The 19,481-nt window shown below is 65.0% G+C and carries 17 protein-coding genes; 10 read left to right on the top strand and 7 right to left on the bottom strand.

Translation table 11 applies throughout. The features are described from left to right. The first annotated feature begins 230 nt into the window (after positions 1–230). From AB0J29_RS11285 to AB0J29_RS11270, 4 genes are all read left to right on the top strand, one after another. Entirely contained in the window at positions 231–2,030 is a 1,800-nt protein-coding gene (locus AB0J29_RS11285) for a thiamine pyrophosphate-requiring protein (RefSeq protein ID WP_364782998.1), read from the top strand. A 99-nt stretch (positions 2,031–2,129) separates the two neighbouring features. Then, positions 2,130–2,405, top strand: a complete 276-nt coding sequence (locus tag AB0J29_RS11280; protein ID WP_364782995.1) for a DUF2277 domain-containing protein — start codon at positions 2,130–2,132, stop codon at positions 2,403–2,405. 75 nt (positions 2,406–2,480) lie between these two features. Further along, positions 2,481–3,086: an ATP-dependent Clp protease proteolytic subunit gene (locus tag AB0J29_RS11275; RefSeq protein ID WP_364782992.1), complete on the top strand. Its 606-nt coding sequence runs from the start codon at positions 2,481–2,483 to the stop codon at positions 3,084–3,086. Beyond that, a complete protein-coding gene (locus AB0J29_RS11270; protein WP_364782989.1) occupies positions 3,083–3,676 on the top strand; it encodes an ATP-dependent Clp protease proteolytic subunit in 594 nt (197 codons plus the stop codon). The genes AB0J29_RS11275 and AB0J29_RS11270 overlap by 4 nt, the downstream gene beginning before the upstream one ends. On the opposite strand, the gene AB0J29_RS11265 is transcribed toward AB0J29_RS11270, so the two are convergent. Continuing rightward, positions 3,677–4,039 carry a helix-turn-helix transcriptional regulator gene (locus tag AB0J29_RS11265; RefSeq protein WP_364782986.1) on the bottom strand — a complete coding sequence of 121 codons (363 nt, stop codon included), beginning with the start codon at positions 4,037–4,039 and terminating at the stop codon, positions 3,677–3,679. 142 nt (positions 4,040–4,181) lie between these two features. On the opposite strand from AB0J29_RS11265, the gene AB0J29_RS11260 reads away from it, so the two are divergent. Together AB0J29_RS11260 and AB0J29_RS11255 are read left to right on the top strand one after the other, a co-directional pair. Further along, positions 4,182–5,039, top strand: coding sequence for a 3-hydroxyacyl-CoA dehydrogenase (locus AB0J29_RS11260; RefSeq protein ID WP_364782983.1), 858 nt, complete (start codon positions 4,182–4,184; stop codon positions 5,037–5,039). A gap of 177 nt (positions 5,040–5,216) precedes the next feature. Then, complete coding sequence (locus AB0J29_RS11255; RefSeq protein WP_364782980.1) at positions 5,217–5,705, top strand: hypothetical protein; 489 nt, start codon at positions 5,217–5,219, stop codon at positions 5,703–5,705. Here the strand turns inward: AB0J29_RS11255 and AB0J29_RS11250 are convergent. From AB0J29_RS11250 to AB0J29_RS11225, 6 genes are all read right to left on the bottom strand, one after another. Then, the gene (locus AB0J29_RS11250) at positions 5,702–6,937 is read right to left on the bottom strand and encodes a DUF5933 domain-containing protein (protein WP_364783343.1); all 1,236 of its coding nucleotides are present in this window, start codon (positions 6,935–6,937) and stop codon (positions 5,702–5,704) included. The two genes, AB0J29_RS11255 and AB0J29_RS11250, sit on opposite strands and share 4 nt — an antisense overlap. A gap of 405 nt (positions 6,938–7,342) precedes the next feature. After that, positions 7,343–8,170, bottom strand: coding sequence for a DUF1460 domain-containing protein (locus AB0J29_RS11245; RefSeq protein ID WP_364782977.1), 828 nt, complete (start codon positions 8,168–8,170; stop codon positions 7,343–7,345). A gap of 513 nt (positions 8,171–8,683) precedes the next feature. Continuing rightward, complete coding sequence (locus tag AB0J29_RS11240) at positions 8,684–9,775, bottom strand: ATP-binding cassette domain-containing protein (RefSeq protein WP_364782974.1); 1,092 nt, start codon at positions 9,773–9,775, stop codon at positions 8,684–8,686. Between the two features lie 76 nt (positions 9,776–9,851). After that, positions 9,852–10,706: a carbohydrate ABC transporter permease gene (locus AB0J29_RS11235; protein WP_364782971.1), complete on the bottom strand. Its 855-nt coding sequence runs from the start codon at positions 10,704–10,706 to the stop codon at positions 9,852–9,854. Further along, a complete protein-coding gene (locus AB0J29_RS11230) occupies positions 10,703–11,548 on the bottom strand; it encodes a sugar ABC transporter permease (protein WP_364782968.1) in 846 nt (281 codons plus the stop codon). The genes AB0J29_RS11235 and AB0J29_RS11230 overlap by 4 nt, the downstream gene beginning before the upstream one ends. A gap of 2 nt (positions 11,549–11,550) precedes the next feature. Next, positions 11,551–12,858, bottom strand: coding sequence for an ABC transporter substrate-binding protein (locus AB0J29_RS11225; protein ID WP_364782965.1), 1,308 nt, complete (start codon positions 12,856–12,858; stop codon positions 11,551–11,553). A 289-nt stretch (positions 12,859–13,147) separates the two neighbouring features. On the opposite strand from AB0J29_RS11225, the gene AB0J29_RS11220 reads away from it, so the two are divergent. From AB0J29_RS11220 to AB0J29_RS11205, 4 genes are all read left to right on the top strand, one after another. After that, entirely contained in the window at positions 13,148–13,369 is a 222-nt protein-coding gene (locus AB0J29_RS11220; RefSeq protein ID WP_364782962.1) for a hypothetical protein, read from the top strand. After that, on the top strand, positions 13,369–14,652 hold the full coding sequence (locus AB0J29_RS11215; protein ID WP_364782959.1) for a hypothetical protein: 1,284 nt from the start codon (positions 13,369–13,371) through the stop codon (positions 14,650–14,652). The genes AB0J29_RS11220 and AB0J29_RS11215 overlap by 1 nt, the downstream gene beginning before the upstream one ends. Before the next feature lie 386 nt (positions 14,653–15,038). Further along, positions 15,039–16,613, top strand: a complete 1,575-nt coding sequence (locus tag AB0J29_RS11210) for an amino acid permease (protein ID WP_364782956.1) — start codon at positions 15,039–15,041, stop codon at positions 16,611–16,613. A gap of 225 nt (positions 16,614–16,838) precedes the next feature. Then, a complete protein-coding gene (locus AB0J29_RS11205; RefSeq protein WP_364782953.1) occupies positions 16,839–19,391 on the top strand; it encodes a hypothetical protein in 2,553 nt (850 codons plus the stop codon). Positions 19,392–19,481: the final 90 nt, after the last annotated feature.

The following is a 19,481-nucleotide window of genomic DNA, read 5'->3' as shown; positions in this document are numbered from 1 at the left end:
CACCGGTTTTCTGACCGGCACCGCGCGGTAGTTCGAGGCATCGGTGGAGTACGTGGCCCGGGATCCGGGATCGAAACGCACTTCTCCGGCGACCTGCCGGGTGCGGTCGGCCGCGAGTCGCGCCAGTGGGAGATCGATCATTCGCACCCCACTCGGCACATCTGCTGATTACCTGCCCATTCGCTGGGTATCACGGGTCTGACCAACCCGGATATCAACAGGAGATCCTCATGAAACAACAGGTTGGTGACTACGTCCTGCAACGACTACGGGAGTGGGGCGTAAACCAAGTTTTCGGCTACCCCGGCGACGGCATCAACGGTCTGGTCGCCGCCTTCGGCCGCGCGGCCAACAAACCGCAGTTCGTGCAGGCCAGGCACGAGGAAATGGCGGCCTTCCAAGCCACCGGCTTCGCCAAATTCAGCGGGAAGGTCGGCGTCTGCACGGCCACCTCGGGACCGGGTGCGATCCATCTGCTCAACGGTCTCTACGACGCCAAACTCGATCATGTCCCGGTCGTCGCGATTGTCGGCCAGACCGCGCGCAGTGCCATGGGCGGCAGCTATCAGCAGGAAGTCGATCTGCAGAGCCTGTTCAAGGATGTTGCCAGCGATTATCTGGTCGAGGTCAATGTCTCGAGCCAGCTGCCCAACGCGCTGGACCGAGCATTCCGCACGGCGATGACCCGGCATGCGCCGACCGCCGTGATCATTCCCGCCGATCTGCAGGACGAACCTTACGAACCGCCCGAACACGAGTTCAAACAGGTGCCGTCGAGCCCGCCGCATCCGGTGACCACGACGGTGATCGCGCCGTACACCGAGATCGAACGCGCCGCCGAGATCATCGACGCCGGATCCAAGGTCGCGATGCTCGTCGGCCAGGGCGCCCGCTCGGCCGCGCGCGAGGTGGTGGAACTCGCCGAAATCACCGGTGCGGGTGTGGCGAAGGCGCTGCTCGGCAAGGATGTGCTGCCCGACGATCTGCCGTTCGTCACCGGGTCGATCGGGTTGCTCGGCAGCAGGCCGAGCTATGAGATGATGCGCGACTGCGACACCCTGGTCATCATCGGGTCGAATTTCCCGTACACCCAGTTCATGCCGGAGTTCGGTCAGGCGCGCGCGGTGCAGATCGATATCGACGGCACCATGATCGGCATGCGCTATCCGACCGAGGTCAATCTGGTCGGCGACGCGCAAGCCACACTGGCCGAACTCATTCCGCTGCTGCGCCGCAAGCCGGGTCGATCCTGGCGGAAGCGGATCGAGGAGAATGTGGCCCGCTGGTGGGAGACGGTCGAGCGGCAAGCGATGTTGCAGGCCAGGCCCGTCAACCCGATGCGCGTGGTTTGGGAACTGTCGCAACAGCTTCCGGATAATGCGATCGTCACCGCGGACTCCGGCTCATCCACCAACTGGTACGCCCGCTGCCTGCGATTCCGCCTCGGTGTGCGCGGCTCGCTGTCGGGCACCCTGGCGACCATGGGATCCGGGGTGCCCTATGCCATCGGCGCCAAGTTCGCGCATCCGGGGCGGCCGGCGATCGCACTGGTCGGCGACGGCGCCATGCAGATGAACGGACTCGCCGAACTGCTCACAATCGCACGCTATTACCGGCAGTGGCGTGATCCTCGGCTGGTCGTTTGCGTCTTCCACAATAACGATCTCAACCAGGTCACCTGGGAGCTGCGTGCCATGGGCGGCGCGCCGAAATTCGAAGAGTCGCAGATACTTCCGGAGACCTCCTACGCCGATCTCGCGCGCGGTATGGGTCTGCCCTCGGTCGCGATAGACAATCCGGACCAGCTCGCCGACGCATGGAGCCAGGCGCTGAGCGCGGATCGTCCGGTGCTGCTCGATGTGCGCTGCGATCCCGAGGTTCCGCCGATTCCGCCGCATGCGAGCTTCGAGCAGATGAAGGACACCGCGGAGGCGGTGATGCGCGGCGATCCGGATGGCTGGCATCTGATGTGGCAGGGCGCCAAGACCAAAGCGCAGGAATTCGCCCCGCATCGGCGGTCGTCGACATGACCACCGCATCGACCGCGGATATCGTCGATCTCTTGACGGCCCCGGCCTACTCTCGGGTCGGCCCTTAAAACCCGGGCCGACCCGAGATAGCCTCGGGACATGTGCCGAAATATCACCGCTCTGCGTGGGCTGGAGCCCGCGGCCACCCCGGACGAAGTGCATGCGGCGGCGTTGCAGTACGTCCGCAAGGTCGGCGGGCTGTCCAGCATTTCCGCGGCTACGCGGCCCGCGGTCGACGCCGCCGTCGCCGATATCGCGGCCGCGACCATGCGGTTGCTCGAACAATTGCCCGAGCGGAAGGTGCCGCCGAAGACCGTGCCGCCGCTGCGGCGGCCCGAGGTGCAGGCGCGCATCCACGCGCATTCGCACGACTGATCACGCTGCTGTGAGCAGATCTGCTGAGGGCAGCGCGACGAGATTTTTCCGGTAGGCGCCGGGCACGGTGGAGTCATGGCTCACGATGACAAGACACCGTTGTTCAGTTGGCGCGCCAGGGAGCAGCTGCTCAGCAGGCGGATTCTGGTGCTGGACGGCCCACTCGACGACGATAACGGCACGTTGCTGATGACACAGCTGCTCACCTTGGCGGCCGAGGATGCCGATGCCGGAATCTCCTTGTGGATCCATTCCCCGGGTGGTTCGGTCCCGGCAATGCTGGCTATTCGCGATGTGATGCGACTGGTGCCGTGCGAGGTAGCCACTTTGGCACTCGGATTGGCTTGCAGCGCAGGACAATTCCTGCTATCGGCGGGTACGCCGGGGCGGCGGTTCGCCCTACCTCACGCCAGGGTGCTGATGCATCAGGGCTCGGCGGGAATCGGCGGCAGTGCCGTCGATGTCGAGGTACAGGCCGATGACCTGCGCTACACCGTGGAGACGGTGCTCGGCATTATCGCCGGGGATACCGGCCAGCCGTACGACCGTATCTATGAGGATTCGCTGCACGACCGCTGGTTCAGCGCGACGCAGGCCAAGGAGTACGGCTTCATCGACCACATTGTCGACTCGTTCGGGCAGATCGTGCCTGCGCGCCAGCGGATCGGAATTTCGGCATGACGTACACCATTCCCAATGTGATCGCCCAGCATCCGCGCGGCGGCGAGCGGATCACCGATATCTACTCGCATCTGCTCGCCGAGCGGATCGTCTACCTCGGCACTCCGATCGATTCCGGCGTCGCCAATGCGCTCATCGCACAGCTGTTGCACCTGGAGTCGGAGAGTCCGGAGCAGGAGATCAGCCTGTACATCAACTGCGAGGGCGGTGATCTGTCCGCCATGCTCGCGGTGTACGACACCATGCAGTTCATCAAGGCGCCGGTGGCGACCACCTGTGTCGGTCAGGCCATCGCGGTCGGCGCGGTACTGCTGGCCGGTGGCGCACCCGGTCGCCGGTCCTTGCTGCCGCACGCCCGGGTGGTTTTGCATCAGCCCGCCGCCCGCGGGCAGGGCGCGATTCCCGACCTGATCCTGCAGGCCGACGAACTCGTCCGAATGCGCACCGAAATCGAGTCCATCCTGTCGCGGCACACCGGACAACCTGCCGAACGACTGCGCCACGACACCGACCGCGACCGCGTCTTCACCGCATCGGCGGCCGTCGACTACGGCCTGGTCGACACCGTGCTGGGTGCCCGGGCGGACTGATCAGGCCGCGAGCGCCAGGAGGGTGGGCGTGCCCTGAGCCCGCGGCGCGGACTGTCGGGCGAAGGTGAGCCGACGCTGGCTGCGCAATTCGTCGGCCACCTGCTCGGTGAGACCGAACAGGGTGGTGCCGAGCGCACCGGCCAGTGCCGCGATCATCTCGCTCGACGGCTCCTTGCGGCCGCGCTCCACCTCGGACAGGTACTGCGGCGAAATGCCGGCTCGGCCAGCGGTTTCGACGAGCGTCTCGCTTTGCTCCCTGCGCAGCGTGCGCAGCCGTTCGCCGAGCACCTCACGCCACAGCGGTTCCTCGGCGTGCCGAGGTCGGTCGTCGCGTCCGCCCTGGATCGAGTGCAGCTCGGTCATGGGAAGAGCCTACGGCCGCGACCGCCGGTCCGGACGGCCATTACGCTGTGGGCGGACAGAACGACGAAGGCCCCATGTCCAACGGACACACTGCCTTTCGTATCGAGTCGAGATCAGGGCAGCGCGGAGGAAGGAGATAGCAATGACCATCCACAAGGTGACCGTCCTCGGAACCGGGGTACTCGGATCGCAGATCGCATTCCAGACCGCATTCCACGGATTCGATGTCACCGCCTACGACATCAGCGATGCGGCCATCGCCGGTGCCCGCGACCGTTTGGCCAAGCTCGCGGCAACCTATCGCCGTGAAGTTCCCGGTGGGGGTGACGGCAAGGCCGAGGAGACCGCGGCGGGCATCGCCCTGACCACCGACCTGGCCGTGGCCGTGCAGGATGCCGACCTCGTGATCGAGGCGGTGCCGGAGGTGCTCACCATCAAGGAGCAGACCTACCGGCAGCTGGGCGAACTCGCGCCGGAGAAGACGATCTTCGCGACCAATTCGTCCACCCTGCTGCCCAGTGATATGAAGGACTACACCGGCCGCCCCGACAAATTCCTCGCGCTGCACTTCGCGAATCTGGTGTGGCGGTACAACACCGCCGAGGTGATGGGCACACCCGAGACCGATCCGCAGGTCTTTCGAACGGTCGTCGAGTTCGCCGCCGCGATCGGCATGGAGCCGATCGAACTGCACAAAGAAAAGGCGGGCTACGTTCTCAATTCGTTGCTCGTGCCGTTGCTCAATGCGGCAATGTCGCTCGGCGCGGGCGGATTCGCCGAACCGGAGGCGGTCGACAAGACCTGGCGCATCGGCACGGGCGCACCGGTCGGGCCATTCCAGATGCTCGACATCATCGGCCTGACCACCCCCTACAACATCCTGGTCAATAGCGGCGATGCGGACGGACAGCGACTCGCGGCCTGGCTCAAGACCAACTACATCGACCAGGGCAAGCTGGGCGTAGCCACCGGCGAAGGCTTCTACAAATACTCCGCCTAGCTCACCCGCCTTACCCACGCCCGCCACGCTGACACAGAGCCAGTGCGGATCCCGCATGGCTCACACCCCGTGCGCGATGGACACTCGCTCTGCGACAGCACTATTCGGGCTCGGGGGCGCGGAAAGTGAGGTCTGGTGCCGAGTGCGGAATTAGACTCGGCTTGGTGGGGCAGGACAATGGCTGATGCGAAGCGGCTCGCGGTAGTCGGTGGCGTTGTGGTTGCGGCCGTTGTGGTTGCGATCGCGGCGTTCGTGGTCTCGCGTGGCAGTGACTCGGGCAGTGTCGCGGCTCCGATGGAGCGCCCGGACGATACGACGCCGATGGCCGCGGTGTGGGCGGTACCGAAAGTCTTTCTGGGCGAATGGAAGGGCGTTGCCACCGACGGTGTCGCCACACACGACATCGTGCTCACCATCAAGTCCGGTAAGAATGCCGAGGAGGTCGCCACCTCGTCGGATACCGATCAGAGTTCCGGCAACCGTTGTGAACGCATCGGCCGGCTGATCAGTGGTACCGAGACCGAACTCGTATTCGCCGCGCGCGTGAGCGCTGGCGTCGGATGCGAAGAAGGTATGTCCTCGACGGTCGAATTGCGGCCGGATGGCACCGTCACCTACCGGGCGGGGCAGGGCGGTGCCACGACCGGCACGTTGCGCCGAAGTTAGTGGCTCAGTACCTTTTCCGAGTCGTTCGAGACCTTTTCCGCGAACCAGGTCCGGTAGAAGGCGCAGGCCAGGGCGGTGAAGACGCCGAGGATCGCGACGCAGGACGGGAGCGGGTAGGTCGCCATCGGCAGTGCGAGGAAGCGCACGCACAGCAGCAGTCCGGCGAAGGTCGCGATGCCGAAGGCCACGACCTGGATGCGGGCGCGGTCCCACCCACGGTCCGGATCACGCAGCGTGGATTCGACGGTCAGGCACAGCGTTGCGCCCGCGAAGAGGTCGACGCCGTAGTGGGCGCCGAGGCCGAGCGTCGCGACCAGGGTGCAGACCAGCCAGAACGCGCCACCCCAGCGCAACCAGAGCGGCCCGCGCCGGGAGTGGATGAACAGCGACAGTGCCCAGGCCGTATGCAGTGACGGCATGCAGTTACGCGGTGTGATGCCGTCGAACGGCATCGAATCGACCGAGAATGGCAGTGCTGGAACGATATTCGGCCAGACATCGGCGAGTTCGAAACCCTGCCCCTGCGGGCCGAACGCGAGCACCGGCCCGACTACCGGGAAAACCACATAGAACAGCGGGCCGACCACGCCGAGCGTCAGGAAGGTGCGCACCAGATAGTGCCGCGGCCATACGCCCGCAGTCACCCCACGCAGCTGCCATGCGGCCACCACAATGGCCGCGACCGGCAATTCGAAATACACCCAACGCACCACGGCCAACGGCACCGGTCCGGCCGCGTCGAGTGCCTGTCCGACGAGCCACGACGGATTGCCGAGCGCGCGATCGGCCAGTTCCGCGTACGGATCGAGTACCGTCGGGCAGGCCCATGCGGTGATGTCCAGCCAGATCTCGCCGACCTTGGTCGCCAGAATCAGCAGCGCACCGAGAGCGATTGTGCGCAGCGCGGTTTCGCGCCGCGCACCGGTCCAGCGCACGGCGGCGATCACCGCGAGCGCGGTGAGCACAATGGTCGGACCGTTCCCGACGGTGAACGCCCGCCCCTCGATCGCGCGAATGATCACGAAGACCACATCGATGCCGACGGCGGCCGCCAGCGCGCGTACCCGCACATTCCACGAAACACCGATGAGCGCAAGCAGAAATCCGGCCCACGGTGTGGTCGCCGACTTGGGCCGCCCGACATAATCCCAAGAAAGGCTGGTCAGCGGCCCGAGCGCATTGATATGCACAGCCATCAACTGCCCCGCGATCAACACCACGACCGCGCCGATGACACTGCCCCAGACCAACCGAGCTCGACCCCGACGCGCAGTCCCCACTTCCCCCGGAGGTGCGACCGATCTATCTTGCGCGTCCTGAATCAACATCCCGACATCGTAAACAGGATGTGAACATCGCTGTGTGCCCCGATGAACGCAACGTGGGAACTCCCTGCGCCCTTGTATATTCGGCGTCGACCAACTCGATCGCGGTGTAGCGGTGCTGACGAGGTCGTGGGGTGTCGTTCTCGAAGGTCGATGGTCACCAGTCGATTCGGGCCGATCGGTACCGAAGGACAGGGGCGACAACGACTTTCGGTCTCCCGTTATCAGCATGAGTCGACCGACGAATTCGGCCGCCGCGGAAACCTACTTGCCCACTGTCGGGTGGCTGGTTCCGTTTCCTTGTCTGCGCGATTACTGCGCCCGCAGCACCGTGATGCCCGGGGTCGTCCGCACGTAGTCGGCGAACGGGGAGTCGACCACCTTGTTGTTGGCGGCGAGTGAGGATGCGTTGCGGAAGACCGGGCCGCTCGGTGTCATGACGAAGATGCCGACGTGCGTGACATCGAGTCCCGCCTGGTCGGCGTACGCACCGACGTAGTCACCGGTGCGCAGTCCACCGATGACGCCCGCGTCCACCGCGACACTGGGGATATAGGTGATCTCGCGATCGACCACCGGCAGGCCCGGAAGATACGTTCCGCCATCGGCTTTCGCGTTGAGGTGCTTGGTGACGGTCACCGCCGCAGGGCTCAGCGCGCCGGTGATATCGGCGGCCGCGATGCGCGTGGTGTGCGACCAATCGCTGAAGAAGTGCTTGCGCTGACGGAATTCGACGCGGCTGTCGGTGTAGCGGGTCGCGATCAGATTCGCCACGAACTGGTCCCGATCGGTCGACCTGCTGAGCGCCTCGACATAGTCGAGATAGGTGAAGCAATCCACCCGCCGCAGATCGATGACCAGTTGTTCGGGCTGGTCCGCCGAACCGATGAGCATATCCGCGCCATACGGCGTCCCGAGCAGGCGAGCGGACAGCCGTTCGATCAGCTCGCCCTTGCTCGCACCCGGCGCGGCAGCCCGCAGCGCCAGCAACTCATCGATCTTTCCGGCACTGACGTCGTCGCTGCTCGGTGCTCCGAATGCGGTGGGCGCCGTCGGCATGGCAATCCCGACAAGTGCCGAGATGATGAGCAGTACGCGGGCGATGCTGCGCAAAGGTCCTCCAGCCGGGAAAACGGTCATTTCCGCCACGGTAGTCCGAGTCAGGCGCGCTTCGGTCGCCGAGCTGGAAAGCGCCATGGCGACTCCTTGATCCGCAGGGGATTCGGTTGCGAACCCTGCATTCCGAGTCGAACGGTTTGGACACGGAATGATCACGATGTTGCTGTCTCGTTATCTCAGAAGCGGGGTTGGTCGACGGATATTGCCTGGTCGAGCGCGATTCGACCGGGCTCACAGATGCGAGCGCGCGCCTGGGTCCCGCCGGCGGCCGCACTCGACGTGACGATTCCCGGCAAGTGTGGCAGGCTCAGTGATCGAGGCCGGGGTGCAGAGGTTTCCACTCGCACAACGGTCGGCGTAACCACGGGAGACCCCAGCTGCGGCTGGGGTCTTCGTGTGTCCGGGGCATGTGGCGTATCCGGGGCAGTCGAAACTGTCTCGATCGCTCGCCGACGCGGCTGGTTTCCGCGGCGGGTTACCCCGAAATATTCGACCGTCGAATCGATCGGACACGGCGAAGTATCGACCGGATATCTACACTGAGTCCTCCAGCAATAATCCGGTCTCCGGGTCGTACCAGCGGCAGGCATGTGGTGGCAGGTGCAGGTTCAGCGCATCGCCCTGGTCGGCCAGGAAACTCGGCCGCGCCTGAATCTTGACGGTCTGTCCGCTGACATCGGTGGTCAACAGGGTGGACGAGCCGAGCGGCTCCAGTACCTGGAGTTCGGCGCGTACCGAGTCGGTGCCCGCTTCTTCGTCGACGACAATGGCCTCGGGCCGGATGCCCAGATCGAGCTTCTTACCGTTGAACGATGCGAGCGCGGCGGGGACCGGCAGTGACTGTCCGCCGAGATCGATATGCGGTCCGCCGTCGCCGATGTCGACGATCCCGGTGAGGAAGTTCATCGGCGGGCTGCCCAGGAAGCCGCCGACGAATTCGGTCGCCGGACCGTCGTATACCGCCGTCGGTGAACCACATTGGACGATCACCCCGTCGCGCATGACCGCGACGCGATCGCCGAGCGACAGCGCCTCGACCTGGTCATGGGTGACATAGATCGTGGTGGTGCCGAGCTCGCCGACCAGCTTCTTCAACTCGGCGCGGAACGAAAGCCGCAGCAGCGCGTCGAGATTGGACAGCGGTTCGTCCATGAGCAGCACATCGGCATCCATGACGATCGCGCGCGCCACCGCGACCCGCTGGCGTTGGCCACCGGACAACTTCGCCGGATACCGATCCAGGTACGGCGTGAGCTGCAGCAGGTCCGCGGCCCATGCGACCTTGCGCCGGATCTCCTCGGCGGGCACACCGTGCACCCGCAGCCCGAAGCCGATATTGTCGGCGACCTTCTTATTGGGGAAGACGGCATACGACTGGAACACCATCGACAGGTTGCGCCGCCGCGGTTCGAGATAGGTGGCATCCTTGCCGCCGATCACGATCTGCCCCGAATCGGGCAGTTCCAGTCCGGCGACCATGCGCAGCAGCGTCGTCTTCCCGCAGCCGGACGGCCCGAGCAGCACCATGAATTCGCCGTCGGCGACCTCGAGCGAGACCTGATCGGTGGCGCGCGTGGTGCCGCCGGGATAGGTCTTCACCAGATCCCGCAGAATCACCTCGGCCATATGCCGTGCACCCCTGTCACCCCAACCTCCGTCATCCCAGCCTCTGTCATCCCAGCCTCTGTCATCCCAACCTCGGTCATCTCAGCGTCGTCCCCCACATATTCACCAGATAGCGCCGCATCACGAAGATGAAGACCAGCGCCGGAATGATCAGCGCGAATCCGCCCGCGAACCGGTACGGCGTCGATGCCTCGCCGAGCGTGGTGAGCACCTGCGCGGGCAGTGTGCGATGTCCGAGCGTCACAATGGTCGCGCCGAGGATCTCGTTCCACGACAATACGAACGTGAAGATCGAGGACGCCGCGAGCCCGGGAAGCGCGAGCGGCACAACGACTGTGCGCGCCGCCTGCCAGCGTGTGCAGCCGAAGACGCGCGCCGCCTCCTCGAGGTCGGCCGGTACCGCGACGAAAATGCTCGCCGTGATGAGCACGGTGGTCGGCAGTGCGAGCGTGGTGTGTACGAGGGTCACCGCGAAGACCGTGTCGTAGACATCCAGCCGCAGAAACATCGTGGCCAACGGCACCGACAGCACCACGATCGGCAACGCCCGCACGAACAGGATGAATACCTGGTAGGTGTCCTTGCCGCGGAAGACATTGCGGGCCAACGCGTATCCGGCGGGCGCACCGATGACCAGCGACCAGAATACGGTGTAGAGCCCGACGAGCACCGAGTTGCCCAGCGCCGGAACGGTTCCGGTCGCGCGGAAGAAAGATTGCAGTGTCTCGGTGGAGAATTCGCTGGGCAGCAATGGCTTCGGGAATTCGTTCAACGACTCGCGCGAGGACACCGCGGCGAGTCCGATCAGCACGATCGGCAGCGCCATGAACAGCGTCACCGCGATACACGCCACCTGCACGCCGATGGCGCGCCACCGGCGTCGGCGCAGCGGTGCGCGGTCGATCGGCGGCAGCATCGTGGCTTCACTCATCGCGACCCTTCCGGTGCTCTGATCGTGCGCAGATAGAACACCGCGGTACTGAGCGAGATGGCCAGCACCACAAGGGAAACCGCGCTGGCCACCGCCGGATTCTGCAGATTCGAGTACCACTCGTAGGTCTCGCCGACCAGTAGCGGAAAGTCGCGCCCGGTGAGTGCCTGCGCGACGGCGAAGGCCTGCAGCGCGAGCATGGTGCGCAGGATCAGCGCCACCTGCAGACTCGGTCCGAGCTGCGGCAGCGTCACATGCCGCAGCCGCTGCCAGAAGTTGGCGCCGAATACTTGCGCGGCCTCGTCGTAGTCCCGCGGAATCAACTGCACGCCCGCCACCACGATGACGAAGACCAGTGCGGTCGCCCGCCAGATCTCGGCGATCACCACCGCGAGCAGCATGGTGCCGGTGTGCTGATAGTTCAACCACTGCACGCCGTTCTCGGACAGCCCGAGCCAGACCAGCAGCGAGTTCAGGTATCCACGATTGCCGAAGATCGACAGCCACACCAGTCCGGCGGCCAGCTCGGAGATCGCCAACGGCACACACCACAGGTAGAAGTGGCCGCTCGCGAACCGCGGCCGCGCCTGCATCAGCAGCGCCATACCGACCGCGAGCACCAATTGGATCGGTACCACGATCACGATCAACAACAGCGTATTGCGCAGCGAGGTAAGGAAATACGGATCGTCGAACAAGCGCCGCCAGTGCGCGAGCGTGTAGCCGTGATCGTCGCTGAACGCGTCGAAGACCGCCCGCACCAGCGGCCAACCGAACAGCGCGGCCAACAGCACGATCGAGGGCAGCAGCAGAATCCACGGGGAACCGAGTCGCGCGCGCATATCTACCCCACCCCGCAGTTGCCGGCGACGGGATCCGGCGCCCAGCACGGCACCTTCAGCTCGTCGAGAATGCCTTGCAGCACCCGCGCCTGCTGGTCGAGTGTGGCCCGAATATCGGCTCCTTCCAACACAATCGAGCGGAAGCTGTCCTTGAACACCTTGCTCACCTCACCCTCGCGCTGACCGAGTCCGACCGGCGGCAGCGACAGGATCGCGCCCTGCGCCTGCTGCTGTCGGTGCACGGCATCGGCTTCGAGTTTCACCGCCGGTGGTAGGTCGGCCGGGATGGTGGTTTCGACCGACGGGAAGAAGCCGTTCGAGCGCAGCAGTTCGATCTGGGTTTCCGGCTTGGTCAGCGCGCTGATGGTGCGCTGGGCAAGTTCGGCATCGGTGCTGCCCTTGGGAATCGCGAGTCCGGCGACCACGGCCATATAGCCGAGGCCGTGTTTGCCGCGCGGTGCGGGCAGCATGCGCCAGTCCTGCGGGTCGTGCTCGGGCGCGTGTACGAGGCGGACGACGTGATCCCAGGCCATGCGCACTTCGCCGCCGCCCAGTGGTTCCTGCATGAAGTCGTAATTCGTACTCGACTGGGCGCAGTTGGCCCACAGTTCGCGGAAATACTGCCAGGCCGTCACGGCCTCGGCCGAGCGGAAGGTGGTGATCTGACCGCCGGTGAACGACGGCAGCAAATAGCCCTGTGTGAAGCGATGCAGCAGTCCTTTGGGACCGGCGGGCAATCCGAGCATCGGTCGGTTGCCGTTGGCGCGGCGCGCGGCGATCGCCCAGTCGAGGAACTGGTCGTAGGTCAGTGCGGTGACATCCGTACCCGAGGGCAAGTGTTGCAGCGCCTCGGCGTGCGCGGCGAGTACGTAACTCGCTGTGGCCCAGGGGATATACCACGTCCGGTCGGTACCGGCCCGCGCCAGTTGCAGGTAGGCGGCGGGCCAGCCGCGGTTGCCGAGGTCGGCGAGCAGGCCGGTGAGATCCTCGAGATAGCCGTCGGCCAGCGGCGCGATATCGCCGTGCAGCCCGCCGAGTAAACCGACCCGGGTCGCGCCGGCCCCGACCTGGCTGCGCACTTGACTCGCGAACGGACTCTCCTCGATGGTCACGTAGCTGAGGCCAGGTGCGGTCTCGGCCAATAGATTGCGGAACCGCTCGGCCTCGTCGGCGGGGCGGAATTGTGTGGAGAGAAAGAGCATGCCGCCACTTCCGGTGGTGGCGAAGCCGGTGCACGCGGCGGTGAGCGCGAGGGTACCGATGCCCGCCGCGCCGAAGAACGACCGGCGCGTCAGGCCGGACGTGGGCATGTGTGGCTCCCGAGGCAGGAATGGACCCGGTCGAGCCGACACCAAATCCATCATGCCCAGATACAAACAGATGCAGCGCGTGATCGGACGCGCAACTTTCCCGTGACTGAGAACAAACCCGAGTTGTGTTGCGGCACAGATAAAAAGGAAGTTTCCCCTCTCAAAAAATTTATGAAGATCTTTGGATAACGAGTTCTTTACGCACCGCCCCGCCGGTCGCCGGGACACCTATGCTCGGTGCCTTGCACGAGCGCTCGACGCTGCGATAGCTGAAGAAACGGATTGTCGTATGACCGCCAGGACCGACCTAGAACACGAACTACGCGGGCCGCTGGCGGCAGCCGGGCTGATCACCGAACAGGAGGCCGCCGCACTGCTCGAGATGTTCCGCGCGGCCAAACAACTCGAGACGGCGGCGCTCATCGAGGCCATCGACGAGATGGTCGGCACGCTGCCCCGGCCGTTCCGGGCAGTGACGAAGAAGATCATGTTCGGGAGCCGGCTCGGCTGATGAGTGATCTGGTAACCGGTGCCCAGATCGTCCTGCTGTCACGGACCTTGCACGCCCCCGTGGAGCGACTGGCGCATCTGGAGCGATTGGGCAGTGAGAATCTGCACGAACTCCAGGAACGGCTGGCGGGACTGATCTTCGACCAGCACAACGAGACGTTCGAGCGGATCAGCAAACTGGTGCCGATCATTCCGCTGCGTATCTCGATGCCGCTGGTGCAGCGCATCGTCCCGCCGATGATGACGGGCCGGGCCGCGGGCGCGGTCGGTGTCGATCACCCGAAGAAGGCGGCGGAGACGGTGGCCATGCTCGCGCCCGGGTATGTGGCGGATTGTGCGCCGTATATGGACCCGCGCACCGTCGGCCAACTCGCCGAGGTGGCACCGCCGGAACCCATCGTGCGGATTCTCAACGAAATGCTGGCCCGCAAGGATTACATCACCGCGGGACCGTTCCTCGACGCCTTCGCCACACCGAACCTGGTCGCGGCCTTCGAGCAGGGCGTACTCGATGACGAGGGGCTGATCTACTCCGCCGCCTATGCCTATTCCGTCGCGGGCGTGAGCGCCATCCTGCGTCAACTGCTGACCGGGCCGCGGCAGCGGGTGCCGCGGATGTTGCACACCGTGCTCATCGGGTCGACCGGGCTGCAATTGGCTGCGTTGTCGACGTTCGCGCGCTGCGAGGCCGAACTGACCGCATCGATCGGCGACGTCCTGCTCAGCATCGGTTCCACCGAAATGATCGGCAATCTCATCGCGACCTATCTGCGGGCCGGTGCGGCACCGGAGCTGTTGACATTCATCGGCCGGCTGAATCCCTGGGCCCTCGGCAGCCTGGCCGCGAATCCGATCATCGCGAACGACGCCGCACTGGCCGGACTCGTCGGCAGTCTGGAGGGTCGCATCCAATCCGAGCCGTGGCGGGGACTGTTCAGTCTGATGGCGCACGCCGACGCCGGGATCCAGCGGAGCATGGTGGCCCTGCTCGCGCAGATGAACGATGCGATGGTGTCCGCTTTGCCTGGTATCGCCACCGACACCCACTTCTGGCCGCTGCTGCTGGACCTGATCGCCGCCGAGCACTCGATCCGCGGCCGCTTCGAAATGGTGTGGTCCAACCTGCCGGCGGAGCGCCGCATCGATCTGGAGCATCGCATCAGGGAACTCGGCCTGAACATCCGCCTAGCGCCGGTAGCCACCACGACACTGTCGGTGGACGAGGTCTTCTACCGCCGCCGCCAGATGCGCCGTCGCTATGACGCGGCGCAGGGTTGGGACTGAGTGCATCAGGTCTAGCTGCAAGACTGCCTGATCCCCACCTGGCAGGGCAGCGCCGGTTGCGGGCTGCCCTGCCGCGGAATGCCCGGCACCACAACGGTTGTCGCGGTCACGATCGGATTGTCGTGCACATCGTTCGAGCGGACCAGCAGCTGCTCGGGTGTACGCCCGGAAGGCAATGCCGAGCACCCGCGTCTGCACTTCGCGGCTGCGCACGCTGCCCCAGCTGATTGCTCGAACCGGCTCGGCCGGGCGTCCTGGACGTGATAGTGCCCCGCGCCGGGCCGCTAGGATACCCGTTGAATTTTCAAATAAACGGGCTTTGAATGTGCCGCTGAATAACGGTACATTCTTCCGCGACATGACTTCCCTCACTGGAAGGCCTGGTCATGATCGGAGTTCGGGGACCAGTTGAATTATCGGCGCTCGCGGATGCGCTACATGCCGAGGATGTCGGCTATCGCAGATCGCTGCGCGCACGCCAAGTGCAGATGATCGCGATCGGTGGGGTGATCGGCACCGGGTTGTTTCTCGGTGCCGGTGGCCGGCTCGCCAGCGCCGGACCAGGATTGTTCCTGGTATATGCCGTGTGCGGCGTATTCGTCTTCTTCATCCTGCGCGCACTCGGCGAACTGGTGCTGCACCGGCCCTCCGCCGGATCGTTCGTCTCGTATGCGCGCGAGTTCTATGGGGAGAAGCTGGCTTTCGCCGTCGGGTGGACCTACTTCTTCCACTGGTGCATGACGGGAATCGTCGATATCACCGCCATCGCCACCTATGTGCGATATTGGGGTGTGTTCGAGGTCGTCCCGCACTGGGTGATCGCGCTCATCGCGCTGATCGCGGTGGTGGGCACCAATCTGATCTCGGTGCGCTGGTTCGGCGAGCTGGAGTTCTGGGTCGCACTGATCAAAGTCGTTGCGCTGGTTGGCTTTTTGATCATCGGCACGATTTTCCTGGCCGGCCGCTTCCCGATTCAAGGCGCGCCGACCGGTGTCGGGGTGATCGCCCACCACGGCGGATTGTTCCCTACCGGTGCGCTGCCGCTGGTCACAGTGACTACCGGGGTCGTATTCGCGTATGCCGCAGTCGAACTGGTCGGCATCGCGGCCGGTGAGGCGGAGCGTCCGGATAAGATCATGCCGCGGTCGATCAACTCCGTCATTGCCCGCATCGCGCTGTTCTATGTGGGCTCGTTGGTGCTGCTCGGACTGCTGTTGCCCTATTCGGCTTTTCGGGCCGGTGAGAGTCCTTTCGTCACGTTCTTCGCGAAAATCGGTGTGCCAGCGGCAGGTTCGATCATGAATCTGATCGTGCTCACGGCCGCCTTTTCCAGTCTCAATGCCGGGTTGTACTCGACCGGCCGGATTCTGCGTTCGATGTCGATGAACGGCAGCGCGCCCGGTGTCGCCTCGCGCATGTCGCGTTCCGGCGTACCCTACGTCGGAGTTCTGGCCACCGGTGCGATCGCCCTGGTCGGGGTCGGACTCGATGCGGTAGTGCCGGACAAGGCCTTCGAGATCGTGCTGAACGTATCCGCGCTCGGCACCATTGTGTCGTGGACCGCGGTCCTGCTCTGTCATCTTCGACTCTGGCGCGAGTGGCGCCGGGGCTTGGCTTGGCGCCCGGCCTCCCGCCTACCCGGCGCCCCCTATACCGATGTGGCGACCCTGCTCTTCCTGGCCACCGTAGTAATCCTGATGGCCTGCAGCGGCGATATGGTCCAGCGCGGCGCCGTACTCGCCATGCTCGTCATCCTGGTACCGGCCCTGATCGGCGGTTGGTTCGTGGCCCGCGGAAGAGTACTGCGAATCGCCCGCATCCGTCAGCACCACACCAGCCAATTTCCGGTACTGGCCGAGCGTCCACCCTTGGGCCGCTCGGCCGAACCGGAAGTGATCATCGAACCGGAAGTGATCATCGAGGCTCCCAAGTCCCGCTATGCCGACCCGGATTCCCGCTAGGGGCCTTTGACGCCGGGAGATCCGATGATTTTCGCGGCGGCGCGTCTTCGCGGTCGCAGCGATGGACGAGCAATCGTCACGATTCCTCGATCGGTCCAGCGGTTCGCGGCGGGGACGGACCGGTAGGTATGGCCCTTTCCTCTGGAAAATACTGGGCTACAGACACTTTCGTGGCCGCTCAGCGCTCGATCTGCGGCAACCACAAGCGCCGCTACCGTGGCGACGATGCGCCGGACAGCGCGAACATTCCGCGACCGCGCGGTGCGAACAGGCGGTGAACAGCCGCGGTCGGGCTGTAGACGAAAAGCCAACGGGCTCTGTTGGTTTCGCAGTGCTCTGTTCACTGATCGGAGGGTGGTCGTTCATAACGCGTGGTTAGCGTTCGCGTGGTCACTTCCGGAGACTGTTGAGCAGCTCCGAGGTTGTCCGCTTGGATGCTCGCCTTGCCATGCCGTGCCTGCGACTGGGTGCGCGGAAACGAATCAGGTTGTGGTAGTGAACAACTGGAGATCGGATTACTGGGATCCGGATCGGTGGCAGTTGCCCGCGGTGCTGCGGCGGGGTCATGCGTGGATACGCGCGACGCGGCGGCGGCGCTGGACTGTCGGCGTTCTGCTCACAGTCTTCGTTTTGGTCGTCTTCCCGGGCTTACTCGGTGCCACGGCCTCGGCCACGGCCGAAAGCGGCACCCGCTCCGCCGGATCGTCGGTCGGCAGTGCGCTCGGCTGGACCCATGTCACCGATTCCTCGGGGGTCGAGGGCGCCAGCTATATATTCGCCACCGACCACGGCGGCGTGTTCAATCCGGGCGATACCGCGATATCCCTGGTGATCGGCCTGGAGTTCGCGGGCTGGAAAATCATTGTGATCACGGCGATCTGGCTGATCGGCTACGCCCTGAGTTTCGAGTGGTTGAACCTCTTCTCGAAAGCACTGCTCGGGGTGGCGCACAGCCTGACCGGACAGATCGCGACGCCGATCATGTTGGTGACCGCCGCGACGATCGGCGCATTCTTCGTCGCGTGGTTCGTCGTGCGCGGCCTCTACTCCAAGGCCACCGTGCAAGTGGTGACCATGGTCACGGTCGGATTGCTGGGGCCGATATTCCTCGCCGAACCACTTGCCGATGTGCTGTCCTCGGACGGTCTGCTGGCGAAGGGCCGTGATCTCGGCATTGCGGTGGCGGCTGGATTGAACGGCGATACCAATATCGATCCGTCCCACATGGTGGCGACCATGCAGGGCACGCTGACCGACAACTTCGCCCGTCGTCCACTGCAAGTCTGGAATTTCGGGCATGTGGTCGACGAACAGCCGTCGTGCCGGGCCGCGTGGTCGGCCGGTGTCGCCGCGCGCAGCGAGGACCGGGTGAAACGGGGCATCGGTGCGTGCGGGGACGGCGCGGCCAAGGAATCGATGGAGAATCCGAATTTCGAACAGATCGGCACCGGCCTCTTGCTGCTGCTGGCCGGGGCCATTCTGCTCGCCTTCGGGGCGGTGCTCGCCATCAAGGTGATCCGGGCGGCCCTCGACACGATCTACCACGGATTGATGTCGATCTTCGGTTTCGCCGCAGGCGGATTCGTGTACGGACCCACGCAGACGTTCCTGATCCGCAATGTCGTCGACGGCTTCGTCGCCGCGGCGCGCATGACTGCCTACACCATCTTTCTCGGCCTGTATGTACTGATCCTGGGGGACCTGTTCAAGCTTGCCGGCGATCAGGTCATGGTGGTGTTCATCATCGGCGCGATCTTCGAAATCGTGGCGATCCTTCAGCTCAAACGCCTCAGTAATGGTCTGGACCGCGGCAATGAGTGGATCGCGAATCGGTTCGCACTGGCTGTGCAGGGCAGCGGTGGTGGCGCACGCGGTTCGGGTGGCCGCGGGACCGCCCTCGGTATGGCCGGTGGTAGTGGCGCCAAGGCCGCACCCGGGATGGGTCTCGTCTCCGGACTCGGCGCACTCAATACCGTCAACACCTCGCCCATGACGGCCTGGCTCGCCGGCGGAACCGTCAACCCGTTGAATCCTCTGGCCCGCGCACGGAGGAAGGTGGAACGGACCAATGCGAGAATCTCCGCCACCCGCGCGGAGGGCTACGCCGAGACCGAGCTGGTCCGTGCGAACTGGCGGCACCTCGCGCGTACCCACGCAAACCGTGACGGTGCCGGCATGCACACCGAACTGGGTGTCGCCCGTGCCGTGCAAGCCTTGCGGGACAGGCAGGTTTCCGTATCGCGTATACCTGCTGTTCTGCTCGCCGAAGGTGCGAACGAGGATTTCCTCAACAATGCGCTGTACGCAATGTCGGTCCAGGAGAAGACTACGTCGCAGAATCCATACGGCTTCGCACCAGTACAGAAGGCTGTCGCGGCGGCGAGGGCGGTGGAGAACTATGCCGGCCGCGGGGCAGACGAGGCATTCGCCGTCCAGGCATTCCTCGCGGCGGACAGTTTTGTCCGGAACACCGTCGCGCCGACCCCCGGCGCGGCGATCGACAATAACTTCGTGCAAGCGGTTCAGCGGGACTGGGATCACGAAAGGAGACTGCGGGCCAACGTCCCTGCGGCCGCCTGGGATGCCGCCGGCCGCAACACCCGCTGGGCAATCGGCCGCGAGGCGGCAATCCAGCATAGGGACGCGGCCCTCGCGTACCGGGAGGGACTGAACGGTCCCAACAGCGACGTTCTGCGCGCCGCACTGATGCGATCGGCTAGGCGCATCTCCAACCTCGATCACCTCCAGCCAGAACTGGGATCCGACGCCTTCACGTGAGCAGGCCGATCTCTCCCGGGCCCGAACAGAGCGTGCCGTAAGCGCCCAGCTGAGAACTCAGAGGTTGGTCGGCGTGTGATACCTGTTTGT

The organism is Nocardia sp. NPDC049707, from assembly GCF_040674855.1.
Lineage (GTDB): Bacteria > Actinomycetota > Actinomycetes > Mycobacteriales > Mycobacteriaceae > Nocardia.
Note: the sequence above shows the minus strand (reverse complement) of the source record. Positions and strands in the feature narration are given on the sequence as shown.

Coding starts and splice junctions, on each gene's coding strand:
- AB0J29_RS11235 (WP_364782971.1), bottom strand. CDS start 10,706: ATGAGTGAAGCCACGATGCTGCCGCCGATCGACCGCGCACCGCTGCGC.
- AB0J29_RS11265 (WP_364782986.1), bottom strand. CDS start 4,039: ATGACCGAGCTGCACTCGATCCAGGGCGGACGCGACGACCGACCTCGG.
- AB0J29_RS11225 (WP_364782965.1), bottom strand. CDS start 12,858: ATGCCCACGTCCGGCCTGACGCGCCGGTCGTTCTTCGGCGCGGCGGGC.
- AB0J29_RS11260 (WP_364782983.1), top strand. CDS start 4,182: ATGACCATCCACAAGGTGACCGTCCTCGGAACCGGGGTACTCGGATCG.
- AB0J29_RS11270 (WP_364782989.1), top strand. CDS start 3,083: ATGACGTACACCATTCCCAATGTGATCGCCCAGCATCCGCGCGGCGGC.
- AB0J29_RS11230 (WP_364782968.1), bottom strand. CDS start 11,548: ATGCGCGCGCGACTCGGTTCCCCGTGGATTCTGCTGCTGCCCTCGATC.
- AB0J29_RS11220 (WP_364782962.1), top strand. CDS start 13,148: ATGACCGCCAGGACCGACCTAGAACACGAACTACGCGGGCCGCTGGCG.
- AB0J29_RS11280 (WP_364782995.1), top strand. CDS start 2,130: ATGTGCCGAAATATCACCGCTCTGCGTGGGCTGGAGCCCGCGGCCACC.
- AB0J29_RS11215 (WP_364782959.1), top strand. CDS start 13,369: ATGAGTGATCTGGTAACCGGTGCCCAGATCGTCCTGCTGTCACGGACC.
- AB0J29_RS11255 (WP_364782980.1), top strand. CDS start 5,217: ATGGCTGATGCGAAGCGGCTCGCGGTAGTCGGTGGCGTTGTGGTTGCG.
- AB0J29_RS11205 (WP_364782953.1), top strand. CDS start 16,839: ATGCGCCGGACAGCGCGAACATTCCGCGACCGCGCGGTGCGAACAGGC.
- AB0J29_RS11240 (WP_364782974.1), bottom strand. CDS start 9,775: ATGGCCGAGGTGATTCTGCGGGATCTGGTGAAGACCTATCCCGGCGGC.
- AB0J29_RS11245 (WP_364782977.1), bottom strand. CDS start 8,170: ATGACCGTTTTCCCGGCTGGAGGACCTTTGCGCAGCATCGCCCGCGTA.
- AB0J29_RS11285 (WP_364782998.1), top strand. CDS start 231: ATGAAACAACAGGTTGGTGACTACGTCCTGCAACGACTACGGGAGTGG.
- AB0J29_RS11210 (WP_364782956.1), top strand. CDS start 15,039: ATGATCGGAGTTCGGGGACCAGTTGAATTATCGGCGCTCGCGGATGCG.
- AB0J29_RS11275 (WP_364782992.1), top strand. CDS start 2,481: ATGGCTCACGATGACAAGACACCGTTGTTCAGTTGGCGCGCCAGGGAG.